This is a genomic window from Sphingomonas sp. Marseille-Q8236 (assembly GCF_965112005.1).
In genome coordinates, this window is record NZ_CBCOPO010000002.1 from 345,996 (window position 1) to 362,480 (window position 16,485).

A 16,485-nucleotide genomic window follows, 5' to 3' on the forward strand; every position below is an offset into this window, starting at 1 on the left:
AACCCGATTCATGAAATTTGTGTAAATAGGGCCTTGTCACGTCGGGCGTTTCGTAAAATCATGAATGCCTTAATATCGATGCCTGCAAAAAGAAGAGTTACGGAGAATATTACATTAAAAAATAAAATAACGCCTTTCGGGTGAGGATCCTGTTTGTTTGCATATAACAAGGGGGATTATTATGATTCGACGTGATGGCGTGTCTTACATGGCATTGACCGCGTGCTATCTTTTGTCTCTATCTAATCCCGCATATGCGCAACAGGCAGCGCCATCATTGCTGCCAGTATCGGCCACTATAGTGACAGAGCCGACTCTACCCGAACCGACTTCGGCGCCGGCGCCCCAGGAGGGCGGCGATATCATCGTCACCGGCACGCGTGCGACCGGAATGACCGCAGCGGAAAGCGCCGCTCCGATCAAGGTGCTGGTCGAGGAAACTCTAAGCCATGTGGGTCAGCCGAACCTCAACCAGGTGCTGACGCAACTCGTCCCGTCCTTCACGGCGCAGGCCTTTGGCGGCGACACCGCAAACCTGACCCTGTCCGCCCGGTTGCGCGGCCTCAGCCCGAACCATGCGCTGGTGCTGATAAACGGGAAGCGACGCCACGGCACCTCCAATCTGGCTGTCCTCGGTGGGCCTTTCCAGGGTGCGGCGACCGCCGATCTCGACCTGATCAGCCCGTCGTCGATCAAGCGGATCGAAGTGCTGGAGGACGGTGCTGCCGCGCAATATGGCTCCGACGCGATCGCCGGCGTCATCAATATCATCCTCAAGGACGATGCCGAGGGCGGCGACGGCTATGTGACGGCGGGCCGCAACTATAGCGTCGGCGGCGACACGCTGGCGGGCACGCTCCACCTGGCAACGAAGTTGGGAGAAAGCGGCTTTATCAACGTCACCGGCTTCCACCGCTTTCATGATTTCACGCGGGTCGGCGGGCTGGATCGCCGTGTGACGGACATCAACGGCAAGCTGCTGACCGCGACGTCGAGCCCCTCGCTGAATGCGATCCAACGGCAACTCTATCCGTCGATGGCCGGATTTCCCTATGTGAACTGGATCAACGGCGATGCCCAATCGTCGCTGACCAATTTGCAATATAACAGCGCCTATGACTTCGGCCATGTCGAGGTCTATAGCTTCGGCACCTATTCCAAACGTATCGCAAGCGCTTACCAGAATGTCCGCGTGCCGACGCGCGTGTCGCGGACGGTCAACGGCGTCACGACCTATTTCGATCCCGATGGCGACAACCCGCCCAACGGTTTCAACCCGCGCCAGAAGATTCGCGAGGACGATATGGCTTTCACCGGCGGCGTGCGCGGTGACGCCGGCGGTTTCCATTATGACCTGTCGACGACGTTCGGGCAGGACAAGGCCTTGGTCTACACCATCGATTCCGCCAATGCCTCGCTCTATGCCGATACCGGCTTCACCCCGACCAGCTTCTATAACGGCCTGTTCAAATCAACCGAGTTCACCGTCAACGCCGACTTCCGGCGCGAGATCGAGGCGGGGCTTGCCTCACCGATCACGCTGGCCTTCGGTGGGGAATATCGCCGCAACGTCTATGAGATCGGATCGGGCGATCCCGGCTCGATCTACAAGGAGGGTGGCCAGTCCTATCCGGGCTTCCGCCCCTCCGACGCGGGCGTACACGCGCGGACCGGCAAGTCGCTTTACGTCGATGTCGCGGCCAACCCGGTCGAGCAACTGAAGGTCGATGTCGCGGGCCGGTACGAACATTATTCCGACTTTGGCAGCCGCTTCATCTACAAGGGGACGGCGCGCTATGATTTCTCGGACGCCTTTGCGCTTCGCGGCACCCTCTCGACCGGTTTCCGCGCACCGACGCTGGCGGAATCCTATTATTCGGCGACCAACGTCTCGCCGACCGCGGCCTTCGTCCAGCTCCCCGCCAACTCGGCGGCGGCCAAGCTGATCGGCTTCCAGAATTTGAAGCCGGAAAAGTCCACCAACTATTCGCTCGGTACGGTCATCCGTCCGACGAGCGCCTTCACCATCACGCTCGATGCCTATCAGGTCCGTATCCGCGATCGCATCCTCGGCACCGGTTCGATCTTTGGCAGTGGCGGCGCGGTCAATTTCCCCGTCGTGACCCGCGCGATCGTCGCCAACGGCAATGTGCTCGACCCCACGGTCAGCCAGACCGGCATCAACATCTTCACCAACGGCGCGGATACGCGCACGCGCGGCGTGGACCTGGTGCTGACCTATGTGTCCGACTTTGGGGATTATGGCCGGGCGAACTGGACCATCTCGGGCAATTACAACGAAACCAAGCTTACCCGCCTGATCGCCGCGCCCTCTACCCTGACCAACCCCGCCACGGGCCAGGTCATACCCTTGTTCAACCTCGGCGCGCAGTCGAATATCGAGACCGCCTCGCCGCGCGTGAAGGTCATCAGCTCGGTCCTCTACACCATCGGCAAATTCTCCACGACGCTCCGCGGCACCGTCTATGGCAAGAGCTCGGCGCAGCTCAGCCCGGATGGCGGCACCTTCTATGAGCAGAAGATCGGCACGACGTTCATCGGCGATGTCGAGTTCAACTATGACATCACGCCCAATCTGGGGATCGCGCTGGGCGCCAACAACGTCTTCAACAAGCGCCCGCCGACCGTGCCGCTGGTGCCCGGCACCACCAACCAGACACTGGTCAATGGCGGCAATGTCCTGGACGCCCCGCTGACCTTCAGCCCCTATGGCATTAATGGCGGCTATTATTACGCACGTTTGAACATCAATTTCTGATAGTCATCGGCGGGCGTCCCAAAGGCGCCCGCCGGTCACGACCTCCCGAAAGGATCCGCCATGTCGCTTCGTCTGTTCGCCGCCGCCGCCGCCCTTGCATTGGCCACGGCATCCGCCGCTTCGGCGCAAACCGGGTCCGTCATCCGCCATCCCAACACGCCGCCCGGCCTGATCCTGCAGGGCGTGACGGTAAAGCCCGGCGCGACGATGCTCTATCTGTCGGGCCAACTGGCCTCACCGCTCGACCCCGCCAGCAAGAAACCGTCTGCGCAGCTGACCATCGAGGACTTCGGGGATACCAAGACCCAGACCGTCAGTGTCCTCCACAAGATCAAGACGATCCTCGCCGCGCGAGGCTTTGCGATGACCGACGTCATCAAGATGACCGTGTTCGTCGCGGGTGATCCCAAGCTGGGCGGGAAGATGGATTTCGCGGGCATGAACGATGGTTTCAAGCAGTTCTTCGGCACGGCGGACAATCCCAACACCGTCGCCCGCTCGACGGTCCAGGTCGCCGCGCTGGCCGGTCCGGCCTTTCTGGTGGAGATCGAGGTGACGGCCGCCAAATAGGCGGCATCCTGGCCTCGCTTTTCGAGCGCGGATGACGGGGTACGAACCTTGGCCGCTATCGGCAGGCGTGGGCAGCGCTAGTTGGCAAAGGGGGCGGGCGTCGACATCTCGGCGCTTGCCCGCCAAATGATCTGGTCGGCGGATCTGTCGGCGACCGGCTGGCCCCCATTTGGCCGCCGCTGCCGAAGGCGGACAGCCATACTCCCTGGGTAAGGCCCGATTGACATCCCGGCTAATCCTCCTGTCGCAAAAAAGGTCCGCAGTCCTGCCGGAGGGCTGTTCCTAGCCATGCATCGTCCCGGCGACGCGGCCTGTCGCGGCACGATCGGAAGAACCTATCCTCGCTTAGGGGATTACGGTGTTCGTCCAGATAGGCTGGCGGGTTCCGTCAGCGCCCTATTGCAAGAGTGCGAATGGCGTCGAGGCGCGGGACTTGGCGCTTGGCGCTTGGCGCGTGAGGCTTGGGCCAGTTATTATGGAACCCCGACGGTTTACTCCCTCCAAATTTTGGTATACGAAATACTTAAGCGGATTGTACCGACTTTCTCGTGCCGCGTACAATCGCCAAGCCGTTGATCGTGGCATCAAGCGGAGGGGGGATCATGTCACGTCTTTATCCGTCGATCTTGGCAGTGCAGTCTCGGGGCTTTTTCGCCACGATGCGCCGGTCCACCCGCCGCGTCGCGACCGGGGCGATGCTAATTTGCGGGACCATGGGGTGCACGCATCCCATATCCAAGCCACCGGCGACTTTGCAGCTGTCACCCTTCTATACCCAATATATCAGTGCGGCCGGCATCCCGATCACCGGCTCCGCCAAAGTATCGCCCGCCGCCTTGCGGCGCGCGCGGAGCATCGCGGTTCAGATGCTGTCCCATCGCCCGGACATTCGCGCCGCGCTGGTGACCAGCGGTGCGCGGGTCGCCATCATGGCCGAATCCGAAGGGACGATGGACCTTCCCGAACAGGCCGATTGGAAGAAGCCGGGGCCCGACAGCCCGGTTCTCACCTATTGCGAGCGCAAGCATTATGACGAGCGTATCGGGCGGCTGAGCGACCGTGCCTATTGGAATGGTCGTGCGCGGGGGATGGGCGGACTGTTGACCAGCGGGGCCGAGGAAAATCTGCTTGCGCGGCCAGGGACGCGCTACTTCGGAGAAAATATCTTCGTTCACGAATTTTCGCATGAGATCATGGCGGGGATCGGCCAGGCCGATCCGGACCTCTTCGCCCGCATCAACGCCCGCTATGCGGAAGCGAAGGCCAAGGGGATGTGGAAGGGCGAATATGCCGAGACGACCGCCGACGAATATTGGGCGGAAGGGACGCAATTCTGGTTCAATTCCAACCGTCTCGCGGTGATCGACGGGCGGCGTATCCTGTCGCACCAGGATCTCGGATCCTATGACCCGGCGCTCTATGCTTTGCTCGCCGAAGTCTATGGCGATCGGCATCATCTCGATGCGGATGGCTTTTACAATCACCCTGCGCGCGTGCCGTCCGGTCCGCTGCCGCGATCGACCGCGGAGATATGCTGATGCGAGCTACCCATAGGCGCGGAATTCTCGCCTGCCTGTTTGGCATGCTGGCGGTTTTCGCCCCGATCGCGGCCACGGCGGAGGTCCGGCCGACCGGGGCCTGGGTATTCGACCGAGTGGCGGACTATCCGGGCGTCACCATGATGCGGGTGGATCGCACCGGCCATGGGCTGAAAGGAAGACTGACCAGCCGCTGGTATGGCGACATCGCTATGCGCAACGTCGCCATCCATGGACGCACGCTCCATTTCGACACGCGCAACATCAATGATCGCGATCGCCCGACCCGGCATTGGACCGCGACCTTCGATCCGGCAGGTGGCGTGCTGCTGAAGGGCGGCATCTGGCATGGCGACATCGCCCAACATGGCCGGCGCGGCACCCCCCGCGACGTGCGGACGCTGACCTTCCGTCCCGCCGCACCGCTGCCGCCCCTCGCGACCCTGCCGCCCGATGACCTGGCGGCAACCCCGCCGATGGGCTGGTCGAGTTGGAACCGCTTCGCCGACAAGATCGACGACAGCACGATCAAGGCGATGGCCGATGCTCTGGTCGACAGCGGCCTGCGCGATGCGGGTTATCTCTATGTGAACATCGACGATGGCTGGCAGGGAGTGCGCGGGCCGGACGGCGTATTGCGGCCCAATGAGCGCTTTCCCGACATGAAGGCGCTGGCCGATTACGTCCATGCGAAGGGATTGAAGCTCGGCCTCTACACCTCGCCTGGCCCGCGCACCTGCGCCGGTTACGAAGGCAGTTACGGCCATGTCGCACAGGACGCCCGCACCTTTGCGGATTGGGGCGTCGACTATGTCAAATATGACCTTTGCTCGGGGGAATGGTTCTACGACACGGCGGAGGGGGTGAAGCAGGCCTATCTTGCCATGGGTCAGGCGCTGCGCGCGACGGGCCGGCCCATCCTCTACTCGCTTTGCGAATATGGCCGGTTCGACGTCGCCAATTGGGGGCGGTCGGTCGGCGGCCATGTCTGGCGGACGACCGGGGACATCACCGACGACTATAAGACGATGTCGGACATCGGGTTCGAGCGAAATCCACGCTTCCCCCATGCGGGGCGGGGCGGCTGGAACGATCCCGACATGCTGGAGGTCGGCAATGGCGGGATGAGCCGCGACGAATATCGCACCCATATGACGCTCTGGGCGATGCAGGCGGCGCCGCTGATCATGGGTCATGACCTCCGCCGCATGACTGACGAGACGCGCGACCTGTTGGCGATGCGTACGCTGATTGCGATCGATCAGGATCGCCTGGGCGAGCAGGGGCGACGGGTCCGTCGCGCCGATGGGGTGGAGATTTGGCGCAAGCGGCTGGCGGATGGCGCTGTCGCCGTCGCGATGTTCAACCGCAGGACGGACCCGCAGAACGCCGTGTCGATGCCGGACGATAGTGGGTTGGTCGGCCCGGTGCGGGTGCGCGACCTGTTCGCGAACCGCAATCTGGACCAAGGCGGTGGCGCCCTGACGATCGCCCCGCATGGGGTGGTCCTGTTGCGGGTCGAACCGGTCATGGCCAGCCGGTAAGCGGCGGTTCCGCGAAAAAGGGTAGGGAGGACGATCAAGATTTCATCTCCCCTACCAAATCCTCCCGTCATTCGTATCGCAGCGCGCGTGCAGGCTCGGCGCGGGCGACCCGCCAGGCCTGAGCGGAAACCGTAGCGGTCGCGATCACCACGGCCGCGACGCCGGACAGGATGAAGAAGGCGGGCGACAGCGCGATCCGGTCGGCAAAGGCGGACAGCCATTGGCGCATCGCGAAATAGGCGATCGGCCAGGCGAGCAAGGTGGCGAGCATCACTGGGCGCAGGAACCGCCCGATCAGCAGCCGCAGAACATCGCCGGTCGACGCTCCCAGGGTCTTGCGAATGCCGATCTCGCGAAACCGCCGCGCCGTGTCGAACGAGGCCAGGCCATAAAGGCCGATACAGGCGATGACGGCGGCCAGCACCGCGCCGATGGTGAACAGCCGCATCCGTTGTTCATCCTCGCGGAAAAAGGTGTCGTATCGCGCCTGTTCGACCGTCTTGGCATCGAAGGGGACGTTCGGGGCCAGCTCGTGCCATACCCGTTCCATCGCGGCGCTGGTGGCGGTCGCACTGCCGGTGAAGCGGACAAAGGCGGTGCTGTCTGCCTGGGGTTCGGGGCGGAACAGATACATCATCGCGTCATCGGTCACTTTCGGCCCGTTGAAGCGCAGATCGGCGATCACGCCGACGAGCTGGATCCGCTTGCCGCCCTGGTTGGACAGGGTCTTACCGGCCGCCTTGTCGGGGGGGCCCAGCCCGAACTTCCGTACGGCGGCCTCGTTCATGATGACATTGCCGAAATGGGTCGAGCGCGGCTGTCCCTTCACGGTCGAGTCGTCGCCGGCGAAGCGCCGGTCGAAATCACGCCCGGCGACGAAGCGCGCGCCCATCAAGGACAGGAATCCTTCATCGATCGTGCTGAAGCTCAATTGCTTTTCGGGGCCGGCCATCCCCTCGACCTTCAGCGCTCGCAGCATGTAGGTGCCACCGGCCGGGGTGAAGCCGGCATAGGACACTGCCGTCACGCCGGGCAGGCGTGAAAAGGCGTCGAGGATGCGCCGCCTGCGACCGGGATCGAGCGCATCGTCACCCAATGCGGGGACCAGCATCAGGCCCTTCTGGTCGAAGCCCAGATCCGCATTGCGCACATGCCGGGTCTGCGCGACCAGAACGGCCGTGCCGCTTCCCAAGGCGATCGCGATCGCGAACTGCAGCACGACGAGCGCTTGCCGGACCCGCGTACCCCCGCGTCCGCCCCCCGGCGACCGGGCCGAGGCGAGGACGGCGGCGGCCTGGAACCGTGACAGGACCAGCGCCGGATAGACGCCCGCGATCAGCCCCGCACCGATCACCAGCAGAAGGAAGGGCGGCAGGATCGACTGCGCGCCGCCATAATGGATGGCGAGTGAGGTCCCACCGGTCGCGTTGACCAAAGGCAATGCCAGCTCCGCCAGCGCCAGGCCCAGCAGACCGGCCAGCGCCGTCGCCGCGATCGACTCGGTCAGGAACTGGACGATCAGATTGTCCCGCGTAGCGCCCAGTACCTTGCGCATCGCCACTTCCCGCGCGCGCAGGCCCGCCCGCGCCGTCGCGAGGTTGATGTAATTGACCAGGGCGATCAGCAACGTGACCAGCCCGATCGCTCCCAGGGTGCCGACCACCGTCACCGCCGACTTCTCTGCCATGTGAAGATCGTGGAGCGGCACCAGTTTGAGAGAAATCTTGGTGTTCGGCATGACCTCGTGCAGGGGATGGCGACGGACGAAGGCTGGGAATTGTGCCTGCATCGCCTGGGCAGCAGCGGCGTTGGCGAAGCGCAGCACGAAGACGCTGTCGCCAAACGACCAGCTGTCATTGGCCTTGGGGTCCAATGGCGCGATCGGTACGAAGATTGCCGCACGGAAGTCCGTATCGGCGGGCAGATCACGCAGTACGGCCGTAACCGTATAGTTTGCCGTCTTTCCTTCGATCGTCACGGTCAGGATGCGCCCGATCGCAGTCGCGGCATCGCCGAAATAGCGACTGGCCAGCTCTTGGGTGACGACCGCTGAATGAGGCTGGGCCAGGGCTTGCCCCGGATCGCCTGCCACGGCGGGATAGCGCAGAATTCGGAAGAAATTGGGATCGGCCTGGATGACCTTGGCGGCGGCCGCTCCGACGCCTTGGCGGACGCTGGCGTCGACCGGGGAGAAGCGGGTGCCGATGACTTCGGGATAATCACCGCGCAGCATCGACAGCAGCGGGGCGGCGGTCGCGTTGTTGTGAAAGGGTTCGAAGCCGGGAATGTTGACGTCGGACTTGATCGTCCACAGCGTGTCGCTGCCCGGAACCCAGCGGCCATATTGCGTCTCGAACCGCACGAACAGGAAGAGCACCAGGAAGGTCGCGATACCCAGCGCCAGCCCGCAGATGTTGAGGATCGCGAACAGCCGTTGACGCGTCAGCGAACGATGGAAGCTGGTCGCGGCGGAGGACAAAGCCGAAGTGAGGGCGAAGGCCGAAAGAGACATGAGGCGAAATCCTTCAGGCGGCGGAACGGAATGACAAGGGGCGGGCCGCATGGCGGAGCATCAGCAGCAGGACGAGGAGCAGCAGCAACAGGACCAGTCCGTCGCCTCGCGCGCGCGATGGCGGCGCGTCCGTCATGCCGCCAACCGGGCCGAGGCCAGGATATGCCCGTCGAGCATATGGATGGTCCGCCTTGCGATGTCGGCATGGGCCGGGCTGTGCGTCACCATGACGATCGTCGCGCCCTCCGCATTGAGTTGCCGGAGGATTTCCATGACCTGCGCACCGTTCGCGGTGTCGAGATTGCCGGTCGGCTCGTCCGCCAGGATCAGGCGCGGCTCGCCAACGATGGCACGGGCGATGGCGGCACGCTGCTGCTGGCCGCCCGAGAGCTGGTTGGGGTGATGGCGCTGACGATGGGCGATGCCGACCCGGTCCATTGCCGCCGCGATCCGTTCGCGCTTTTCGCGTGCGGACATGGCGCGATAGGCGAGGCCGAGTGCGACATTCTCCGCGATGGTCAACTCGTCGATCAGGTTGAAGCTCTGGAACACGAAGCCCAGCCGATCGCGCCGCAATCGCGCCAACTCGGCTTCGGGCGCGCGGGCTATATCCCGACCCTCGAACAGATATTGCCCGCCGCTGGGGCGGTCGATCGTGCCGAGGATGTTGAGCAACGTCGACTTGCCGCAGCCCGATGGTCCCATGATCGCGACGAACTCACCCGGTTCGACATGAAGGTCGATGCCGCCGAGCGCGGTCGTCTCGACCTCGTCCGAGGCATAGGTGCGGCTGACGTGCTGAAGCTGGATCATGGCGGGTCCTATCGAACGATGAGGGTCTGGTAGGGGGCGTAGGCGGCGAGCGGCGAGGTCAGGATGCGCTCGCCGGGAGACAGTCCGGCGGTGACCTCGACTTGATCGGGGTTGCGGCGGCCGGTCTGGATGGCGCGCCGCACCGCGCGGCCCTGGCCGTCCATGACGAAGGCGGTGCTCCCGCCCGCATCCAGCCAGCCCCCGGTGGGGGCGACGGTGGCGGAGCGATCGGCCCCGAGGATCAGCCGCAGGTCCAGTGTCTGGCCGCGGTTCAGCCCGGCGGGGACCGTGCGATCGAAACCGAATTCGACCCGGAAGCGGCCTTCGCTGACCTGCGGCAGCACCTTGATGACGTGCAGCGGATAGCTGGCGCCATCGAGATCGGCGCGCGCCGCGAGCCCGTTGCGGACGCGGCCGAGATAGAATTGGTCGACATCGGCGACCAGCTTCCATTCGCCCTCGGAGTCGATCTGGCCGACCGGGTCGCCCGTCTTCAGCATCTGTCCGGGCTGGATGGTAAAGGCGGTCAGCCGACCGCCGACCGGCGCACGCACGGTTAGCGCGTCGAGGCTGGCACGGACCATGGCCAGGCTGTCGCGCAATTCGCGCGTAGTGGCGGCGATCCCGGCGGACTGGTCCGCCAGCGTCGCTTCCGCCTGCGCCTGTCCGCCCAGCAGCGCATTCAGCCGGTTCTGCTGATAGGCGACCTCCTCTTGCAACGGGTCGATCGCGGCCTTGGTGACAAACCCCTTGTCGTAAAGCGCGGCCTTTTGCCGCAGTGCCGTCTGCGCCTTGGACAGCGCGTTGCGCGCCTCGGCAATGTCGCGCGCGCTGTCCTGGCGGCTGCGCTGCACCGACAGGCGCGCACCGCTATTCGTGCTCAACTGGCCGATGATCCCCGCCGAGCGGCTGGCGACGTCGAGTTCGAGCGACGGGTTGGACAGCCGCGCCAGCGGTGCCCCGGCGGCCACGATACCGCCATCGGCCGCCAGCAATGCCGCCACCGATCCGCCCGATATGGCGGTGACGAAGACGGTGCGAAACGGGGTGACCTCGGCGCGCAGCGGTACGAAATCGCGGAAGGAAGCACGCTGGACGGTGCCGGTCCGAATGCTCTGGGCATCGACGGTCAGGCTGTTCGCGGCGGGCATGAACCACCAGATCGACAGGCCGGCGACAACGATGCCGCCCGCCGTCGCGGCGCGCGCGATGCGCTTGCGGAACCGGCGGCCGGGGCGCTCGACAGGCCGGTCCATCGCCGAGCCTTGAATGGGGAAAGAGGAGGCTTCGACCATGCGGACAGTGTAGGCCGGACAGTCGCGATCGACCTAAGTGCCGACCAAAGCATGGATTTCCGATGCCCTCTGGTCAAGGCCTCGGCATCGGCTCTAGCAAGTGTTCGAAAACGAACAGTGCAGGTCGCGATGTCAACCGAATCACCCCATATCCTCGTGATCGACGACGACGCCGATATCGGGCGTGCGGCGCAGTTGATGCTCGACCGGCACGGCATGACGGTGGCGACCGCGCTCGATCCCGATGCCGCGTGGGTCCGACTGGCCGAGCGGCCTGCCGATGTGATCCTGCTCGATCTGAATTTCGCGCGCGGGCGGACCAGCGGGGAAGAGGGGCTCGCGCTGCTCGACCGGCTGATCGCCGCCGATCGTCATGCGGTCGTGATCGTGGTGACGGGGCATAGCGGCATCCAGGTCGCGGTGCAGGCGATGCGGGGCGGTGCGGCGGATTTCGTCATCAAGCCATGGAGCAATGCCCGCCTGCTCGCCACGGTGGAACGCGGGGTCGCGCTGCGCCGCGCCAAGCTGGAGGCGATGCCCGCGCCGCAGGGGGGCGAGGTGCCGCTGCTGCTGGGCGAAAGCGCCGTCATCGCCGCCGCGCGGGACCTGATCGGGCGAATCGGGCCCACCGACGCGGCGTTGCTGCTGCGCGGCGCGGCGGGAACCGGCAAGACGCTGGCGGCGACCCTGGCGCATGGCGGGTCGGGGCGCGCCGACCGGGCCCTGGTGACGCTGGACGCGGGCGCGGCGGATGGCGCGATGCTGTCCGCGCGCCTGGCGGAAGCGGCGGAGGCGACGCTGATCGTCGACCAGATCGACCGACTCGCCCCGGCGCTTCAACCCCTGTTGGCGCGCGAAAGCGGTGGCATCCGCCTGATCGCGACCAGTCGGCTCGATCGCGGTGGACTGCGCGCGGCGTTGCACGAGGATCTGCTCTATCGGATCAACACGATCGAACTCGATCTGCCGCCGTTGACGGCACGGCCGGGGGATGCGGTATTGCTCGCGCGGCATTTCCTGGCGGTGTTCGCGGCGCGCTATGCCAGGCCGCTCCGCCTTCTGACCGCAGAAGCGGAGCGCGCCATTGCCGCCGATAGCTGGCCCGACAATGTGCGCGGCCTTCGTCAGGCGGCGGAGCGTGCGGTCTTGTTGGGGCAGGGCGAGGTGCATGACGTGGCCGACTTCGCCCTGAGCCTGCCGCCCGATGACCTGATCCCGCGCGCGATCGCCGACGATCTGAACCTGTCGCGAAGCGAGGAGGCCTTGGTGTCCGCCGCCCTGAAGCGGCACGGCTTCAACGTCAGCCGGGCCGCCGCCGAGCTGGGGCTGACCCGCGCCGCGCTCTATCGCCGGATGGCCCGCTATGGCCTCTGACCGTCTGGCGGCGGCGCTGCGGACGCTGGTCGTCGCGGGGGCGGGTGCGGCGGCGTCGTGGAGTGCGCATGACGGGCTCTATGCCAATACGGCGCTGGCGTTGCTGGTCGTAGCCTGGACCGGGGGAGTCGAATTCTTCGCCACGCGCCCCGCCATCCTGCCGCCGCCTCCGCCGCCGCCCGTCGCGGATCAGGACGAGAGACGGCGGCTGCTCGCCTATCTCGACCTGTCGCCGGCCCCCTTGATCGTCCGCGAGGGAGGGGCGCTGACCGCCGTGAACCGCGCGGCGCGGCGGCTATTCCTGACCGACGCGGTGGTCGCACAGCCGCCGCCCGCCTTGCTGGACGCCCTGACCCAGACGCCGCCGGGGCGGACGGCGACGGTGACGCTGGACGATGCAGGGAGCCCGCGCACCTTCGCGCTCGCCGCCGGAGAGTTGCTGTCGGGTGGCGGCGTGGCGCAGGTGGGGGCGCTGATCGACATCGGAGCGGAGATCAAGGCGGCGGAGGCCGCCGCGCTGCGCGAATTGGTGCAGGTGCTGAGCCATGAGATCGTCAACGCGCTGACACCCATCGCCTCGCTGGCGGAGACGGCGGCGGCGCTGCTGGAGGATGCGCCGCTTGACGTCGCCGCGGTTCGCGAGGCGGTGACGACGGTCGCACGCCGGGCGAGCGGGTTGCAGCGGTTCGGCGATGCCTATCGCAGCCTGGCGCGACTGCCCGCGCCCGATCGGCGGCGGATCGTGACGCGCGATGTGATGGACGATCTGGCGCGGCTGTTCCGGGTGCGCTGGCCGGACATTCGCTTTGTCCTGAATGATGCTTCCGCACCGCCCGTACTGATGGCGGATGCCGATCAACTGACGGCGGCGCTCTGGGCATTGTTGCAGAATGCGGCGGAGGCGAGCGAGGCACGGACGGACGCGACGGTTGCGGTGACCCTGACGGCGAATATGGACGCAATGACCGTCACGATCCACAATCGTGGGGCGATCATCGCGCCGGACCTGGTGGAGGCGATCTTCCACCCCTTCATGACCACCAAGGCTTCGGGCAGCGGCGTGGGGCTGGCCCTGGCGCGCCAGATCTTTCGCGGCCATGGCGGCGATGTGCGTCTGATGGGGTCGGACACGAACGGGACCAGCTTCGCCGCCGTCCTGCCGATGATTCATGTCTCATAAGGCCTTAGATTGGTCAGGCATATGTCCTTTACAGATTAGGGGCGCCGGTTAATCTCCAGTCCGACATCGTAAGGGGGCGGGACATGGCGGGTGGAACAGGCAAGCGGCTCGCGGCGATGCTGGCGGGATCATGCGCTGCCCTCGCGCTTGCCAGCGGCTCTGCCTATGCCGCCGAGCTGGACCTTGGCCGGGCTGGCCTGCTGGCGGTCGAGGATGGTGAGGGGACCACCCGCCTGGCGGCCGAACTCCTGTCGCGCGACCTGTCCAGCCTGGGTGGGCGACCGGCGGCCATCGTTGCCGAGGAGAAGGCGTGCGCGCAGACCTGTATCGTCATCGGGTCCGCCGCTTCGCCGCTGGTCCAGGCACTCGCCCGGCAGGGCGGGATCGATCTGTCCGCGATGAAGGGGGGCTGGGAACGCTATGTTCGCGCCGGCTTCACGCTGGCGGGGCGGCGGTATCTGCTCATTGCCGGATCGGATGCGCGTGGGACGGCATATGGCGTCACCGACCTGTCGCGGGCGCTGGGCGTTTCGCCATGGGAATGGTGGGCCGACGTGACGCCACGCCATCGCGACAGGATCGCCGTCGACGATACGGTCATCGTCTCGCGAGAGCCGTCCGTCCGTTATCGCGGCATCTTCCTGAACGACGAGGATTGGGGCCTGCAACCCTGGGCTGCCAAGACCTTTGACCCCGTGAAGGGCAATATCGGCCCCAAGACCTATGCCCGCGTGTTCGAGCTGATGTGGCGGTTGAAGGCCAATACGATCTGGCCCGCCATGCATTCGGTCTCGACGCCCTTTTTCGGCGATCCGGGCAATGCGCCGCTCGCCCGCCGTTATGCCATCGTGGTGGGCAGCTCACATGCCGAGCCGATGCTCCGCAACAATCTGCGCGAATGGGACGAGGGGAAGCGGGGCGGCTTCGACTTCACCCGGCGACCCCAGGCGATCCTCGATTACTGGCGCGAGCGGGTGGGGGAGACCAAGGGGCAGGAGGCATTCTATACGGTCGGCCTGCGCGGCCTGCATGACGGCCCGATGCAGGGCGTGACGACGACGGCGGCACGGCGCAGCATCCTGGAGGATGTGGTCGGTCGGCAACGCGGATTGCTGGCGCAGACGCTGGGGAAACCGGCGGCAGAGGTGCCGCAACTCTATGTCGCCTATCACGAGTTGCAGGAGGCCTATGACGCCGGGCTGACCCTGCCCGGCGATGTCACCGTGATGTGGACCGACGACAATTACGGTTATCTGCGGCGGCTGAGCACGCCGGAGGAGCAGAAAAGGCCGGGCGGGGCGGGGGTTTACTATCACCTGTCCTATTGGGGGCGGCCGCACGACTATCTGTGGCTGGGCACCACCCATCCCGCACTGATCCGCGAGGAGATGGGCCGCGCCTGGGCGACCGACGCGCGGCGCATCTGGGTGGTCAATGTCGGCGACATCAAGCCGATCGAATATCTGTCGCAATATTTCCTCGACCTCGCCTTCGACGCACGGCTGCTCGATCGGTCGCCGCGCGAGCATCTGCGCGGCTTCATGGCCGAGCAGTTCGGGGAGGCCGAAGCCGGTGCGATCGCCGATGTGATGATGCGCTTTTACGATCTTGCATGGCCGCGAAAGCCCGAATTCATGGGTTTTGGCGAAACCGAATGGGTCACGCCCAATCGCCCCGGCGCCTATGTCCAGTCGGATGGCGAAGAGGCGCAGGCGAGGCTTGCGGCCTATCGTCAGTTGATGACGCAGGCGGCGGCGATCGGCGCGCGGCTGCCCAAGGATCGACAGGACGCCTACTTCGAGCTGGTGCGATATCCGGTCGATGGCGCGGCCGCGCTCAACGATCGTATCCTGTCGCTCGATCTGGCCGGGCTGTACGCGCGGGATCAGCGGGCGAGCGCCAATGCCTATGTCGATCGGGCCCGCGCGGCGCAGAAGCGGATCGATGCCGAAACCGATGGCTATAACGGGTTGGCCGGGGGCAAGTGGCGGGGGATGATGGACCAGGCCCCACGTCGCCTGCCGGTCTTTGCCGAACCGATGTGGCCGAAATGGCAGTCCTCGACGCAGCAGGGCTGCGACGCCGGCCTGTGGGGCGCGTGGATCGCCGATGAGAATGTCCTGACCTTTACCCATGGGGTCGCGGCGACCCGGCCGATGACGCTCTACACCCATCAACCCGTCACGACCGCGTGGAGCGTGAAGGACGTCCCCGCCGGGCTGACCCTGTCGCAAAGCGGCGGGACGCTGGACGAAAAGGGGGGCCATGAGCAGCGGTTGACGCTGCGCTATGACGGGAAGGGGCCGGTTGGCCCCTTGACCCTGCGCTGTGGCGATGGGGTGGTGACGGTGCACGCCGCCGTCCTGACCCCGCCGACCGTCCAACCCGGCGTGATCGTCGAAGACGAACGGCGCGTGATCCTGCCTGCCCTTGCCGCGGAGAAGGGTGCGGATTGGGAGGTGGTTCCCGATCTGGGCAGTCAGCACGGTGCGCTACGAGCCCGCTTGGATCTGCCGCATCGCGGATCGGCGCGGGAGGGGACGCCGGCGACCTGGCGCTTCGCGACCATGACCGAGGCGGGGGCAGTTCTGCGTATCGTCGGTCTGCCCGGCCATCCGCGCGATCCGGCCCATGGCTTGCGGGCGGCGGTGCGAATCGACGATGGCGAATGGCAGGTGGTCGATTTCGCCACCACCGGGCGCAGCGACCAGTGGCGGCACAATGTGCTGACCAACACCGCGCTTGCTGAATGGCCGCTCAAGACCTTTGCGGCCGGGCAGCATCGGGTGGCGATCGTGCCGCTCGATCCGGGTGTGATGCTGGACCGGGTGGAACTGGTGCTGGACGGCGCGCGACCGCTTTACGCGACGCTTCCGTAAG

11 protein-coding genes are annotated in these 16,485 nt (G+C 65.7%); 7 read left to right on the plus strand and 4 right to left on the minus strand.

Annotation, left to right across the window (positions count from 1 at the left end; all coding sequences use genetic code 11):
• Positions 1-301 precede the first annotated feature (301 nt).
• From ACWPWT_RS13980 to ACWPWT_RS13995, 4 genes are all read left to right on the plus strand, one after another.
• On the plus strand, positions 302-2,779 hold the full coding sequence (locus tag ACWPWT_RS13980; protein WP_454280176.1) for a TonB-dependent receptor plug domain-containing protein: 2,478 nt from the start codon (positions 302-304) through the stop codon (positions 2,777-2,779).
• 60 nt (positions 2,780-2,839) lie between these two features.
• Complete coding sequence (locus ACWPWT_RS13985; RefSeq protein WP_454280177.1) at positions 2,840-3,349, plus strand: RidA family protein; 510 nt, start codon at positions 2,840-2,842, stop codon at positions 3,347-3,349.
• 602 nt (positions 3,350-3,951) lie between these two features.
• Positions 3,952-4,887 carry a glycoside hydrolase gene (locus ACWPWT_RS13990; RefSeq protein WP_454280178.1) on the plus strand — a complete coding sequence of 312 codons (936 nt, stop codon included), beginning with the start codon at positions 3,952-3,954 and terminating at the stop codon, positions 4,885-4,887.
• Positions 4,887-6,431, plus strand: coding sequence for a glycoside hydrolase family 27 protein (locus tag ACWPWT_RS13995; RefSeq protein ID WP_454280179.1), 1,545 nt, complete (start codon positions 4,887-4,889; stop codon positions 6,429-6,431). Before ACWPWT_RS13990 ends, ACWPWT_RS13995 begins: the two co-directional genes overlap by 1 nt.
• Before the next feature lie 67 nt (positions 6,432-6,498).
• Here the strand turns inward: ACWPWT_RS13995 and ACWPWT_RS14000 are convergent, their stop codons facing one another.
• The 4 genes from ACWPWT_RS14000 to ACWPWT_RS14015 are packed head-to-tail and all read right to left on the minus strand — an operon-like array spanning position 6,499 to position 11,012.
• Positions 6,499-8,943, minus strand: a complete 2,445-nt coding sequence (locus tag ACWPWT_RS14000; protein ID WP_454280180.1) for an FtsX-like permease family protein — start codon at positions 8,941-8,943, stop codon at positions 6,499-6,501.
• A gap of 13 nt (positions 8,944-8,956) precedes the next feature.
• The gene (locus ACWPWT_RS14005) at positions 8,957-9,079 is read right to left on the minus strand and encodes a hypothetical protein (protein WP_454280181.1); all 123 of its coding nucleotides are present in this window, start codon (positions 9,077-9,079) and stop codon (positions 8,957-8,959) included.
• Positions 9,076-9,756, minus strand: a complete 681-nt coding sequence (locus tag ACWPWT_RS14010) for an ABC transporter ATP-binding protein (RefSeq protein ID WP_261270493.1) — start codon at positions 9,754-9,756, stop codon at positions 9,076-9,078. Before ACWPWT_RS14010 ends, ACWPWT_RS14005 begins: the two co-directional genes overlap by 4 nt.
• 8 nt (positions 9,757-9,764) lie before the next feature.
• Entirely contained in the window at positions 9,765-11,012 is a 1,248-nt protein-coding gene (locus tag ACWPWT_RS14015; protein WP_454280182.1) for an efflux RND transporter periplasmic adaptor subunit, read from the minus strand.
• Positions 11,013-11,180: 168 nt separating this feature from the next.
• On the opposite strand from ACWPWT_RS14015, the gene ACWPWT_RS14020 reads away from it, so the two are divergent.
• The 3 genes from ACWPWT_RS14020 to ACWPWT_RS14030 all read left to right on the plus strand — a co-directional run bounded on the left by ACWPWT_RS14020 (position 11,181) and on the right by ACWPWT_RS14030 (position 16,484).
• Positions 11,181-12,425, plus strand: coding sequence for a sigma-54-dependent transcriptional regulator (locus tag ACWPWT_RS14020; RefSeq protein ID WP_454280183.1), 1,245 nt, complete (start codon positions 11,181-11,183; stop codon positions 12,423-12,425).
• Entirely contained in the window at positions 12,415-13,605 is a 1,191-nt protein-coding gene (locus ACWPWT_RS14025) for a sensor histidine kinase (protein WP_454280184.1), read from the plus strand. The genes ACWPWT_RS14020 and ACWPWT_RS14025 overlap by 11 nt, the downstream gene beginning before the upstream one ends.
• Positions 13,606-13,688: 83 nt before the next feature.
• Entirely contained in the window at positions 13,689-16,484 is a 2,796-nt protein-coding gene (locus ACWPWT_RS14030; protein ID WP_454280185.1) for a glycosyl hydrolase 115 family protein, read from the plus strand.
• Position 16,485 lies beyond the last annotated feature (1 nt).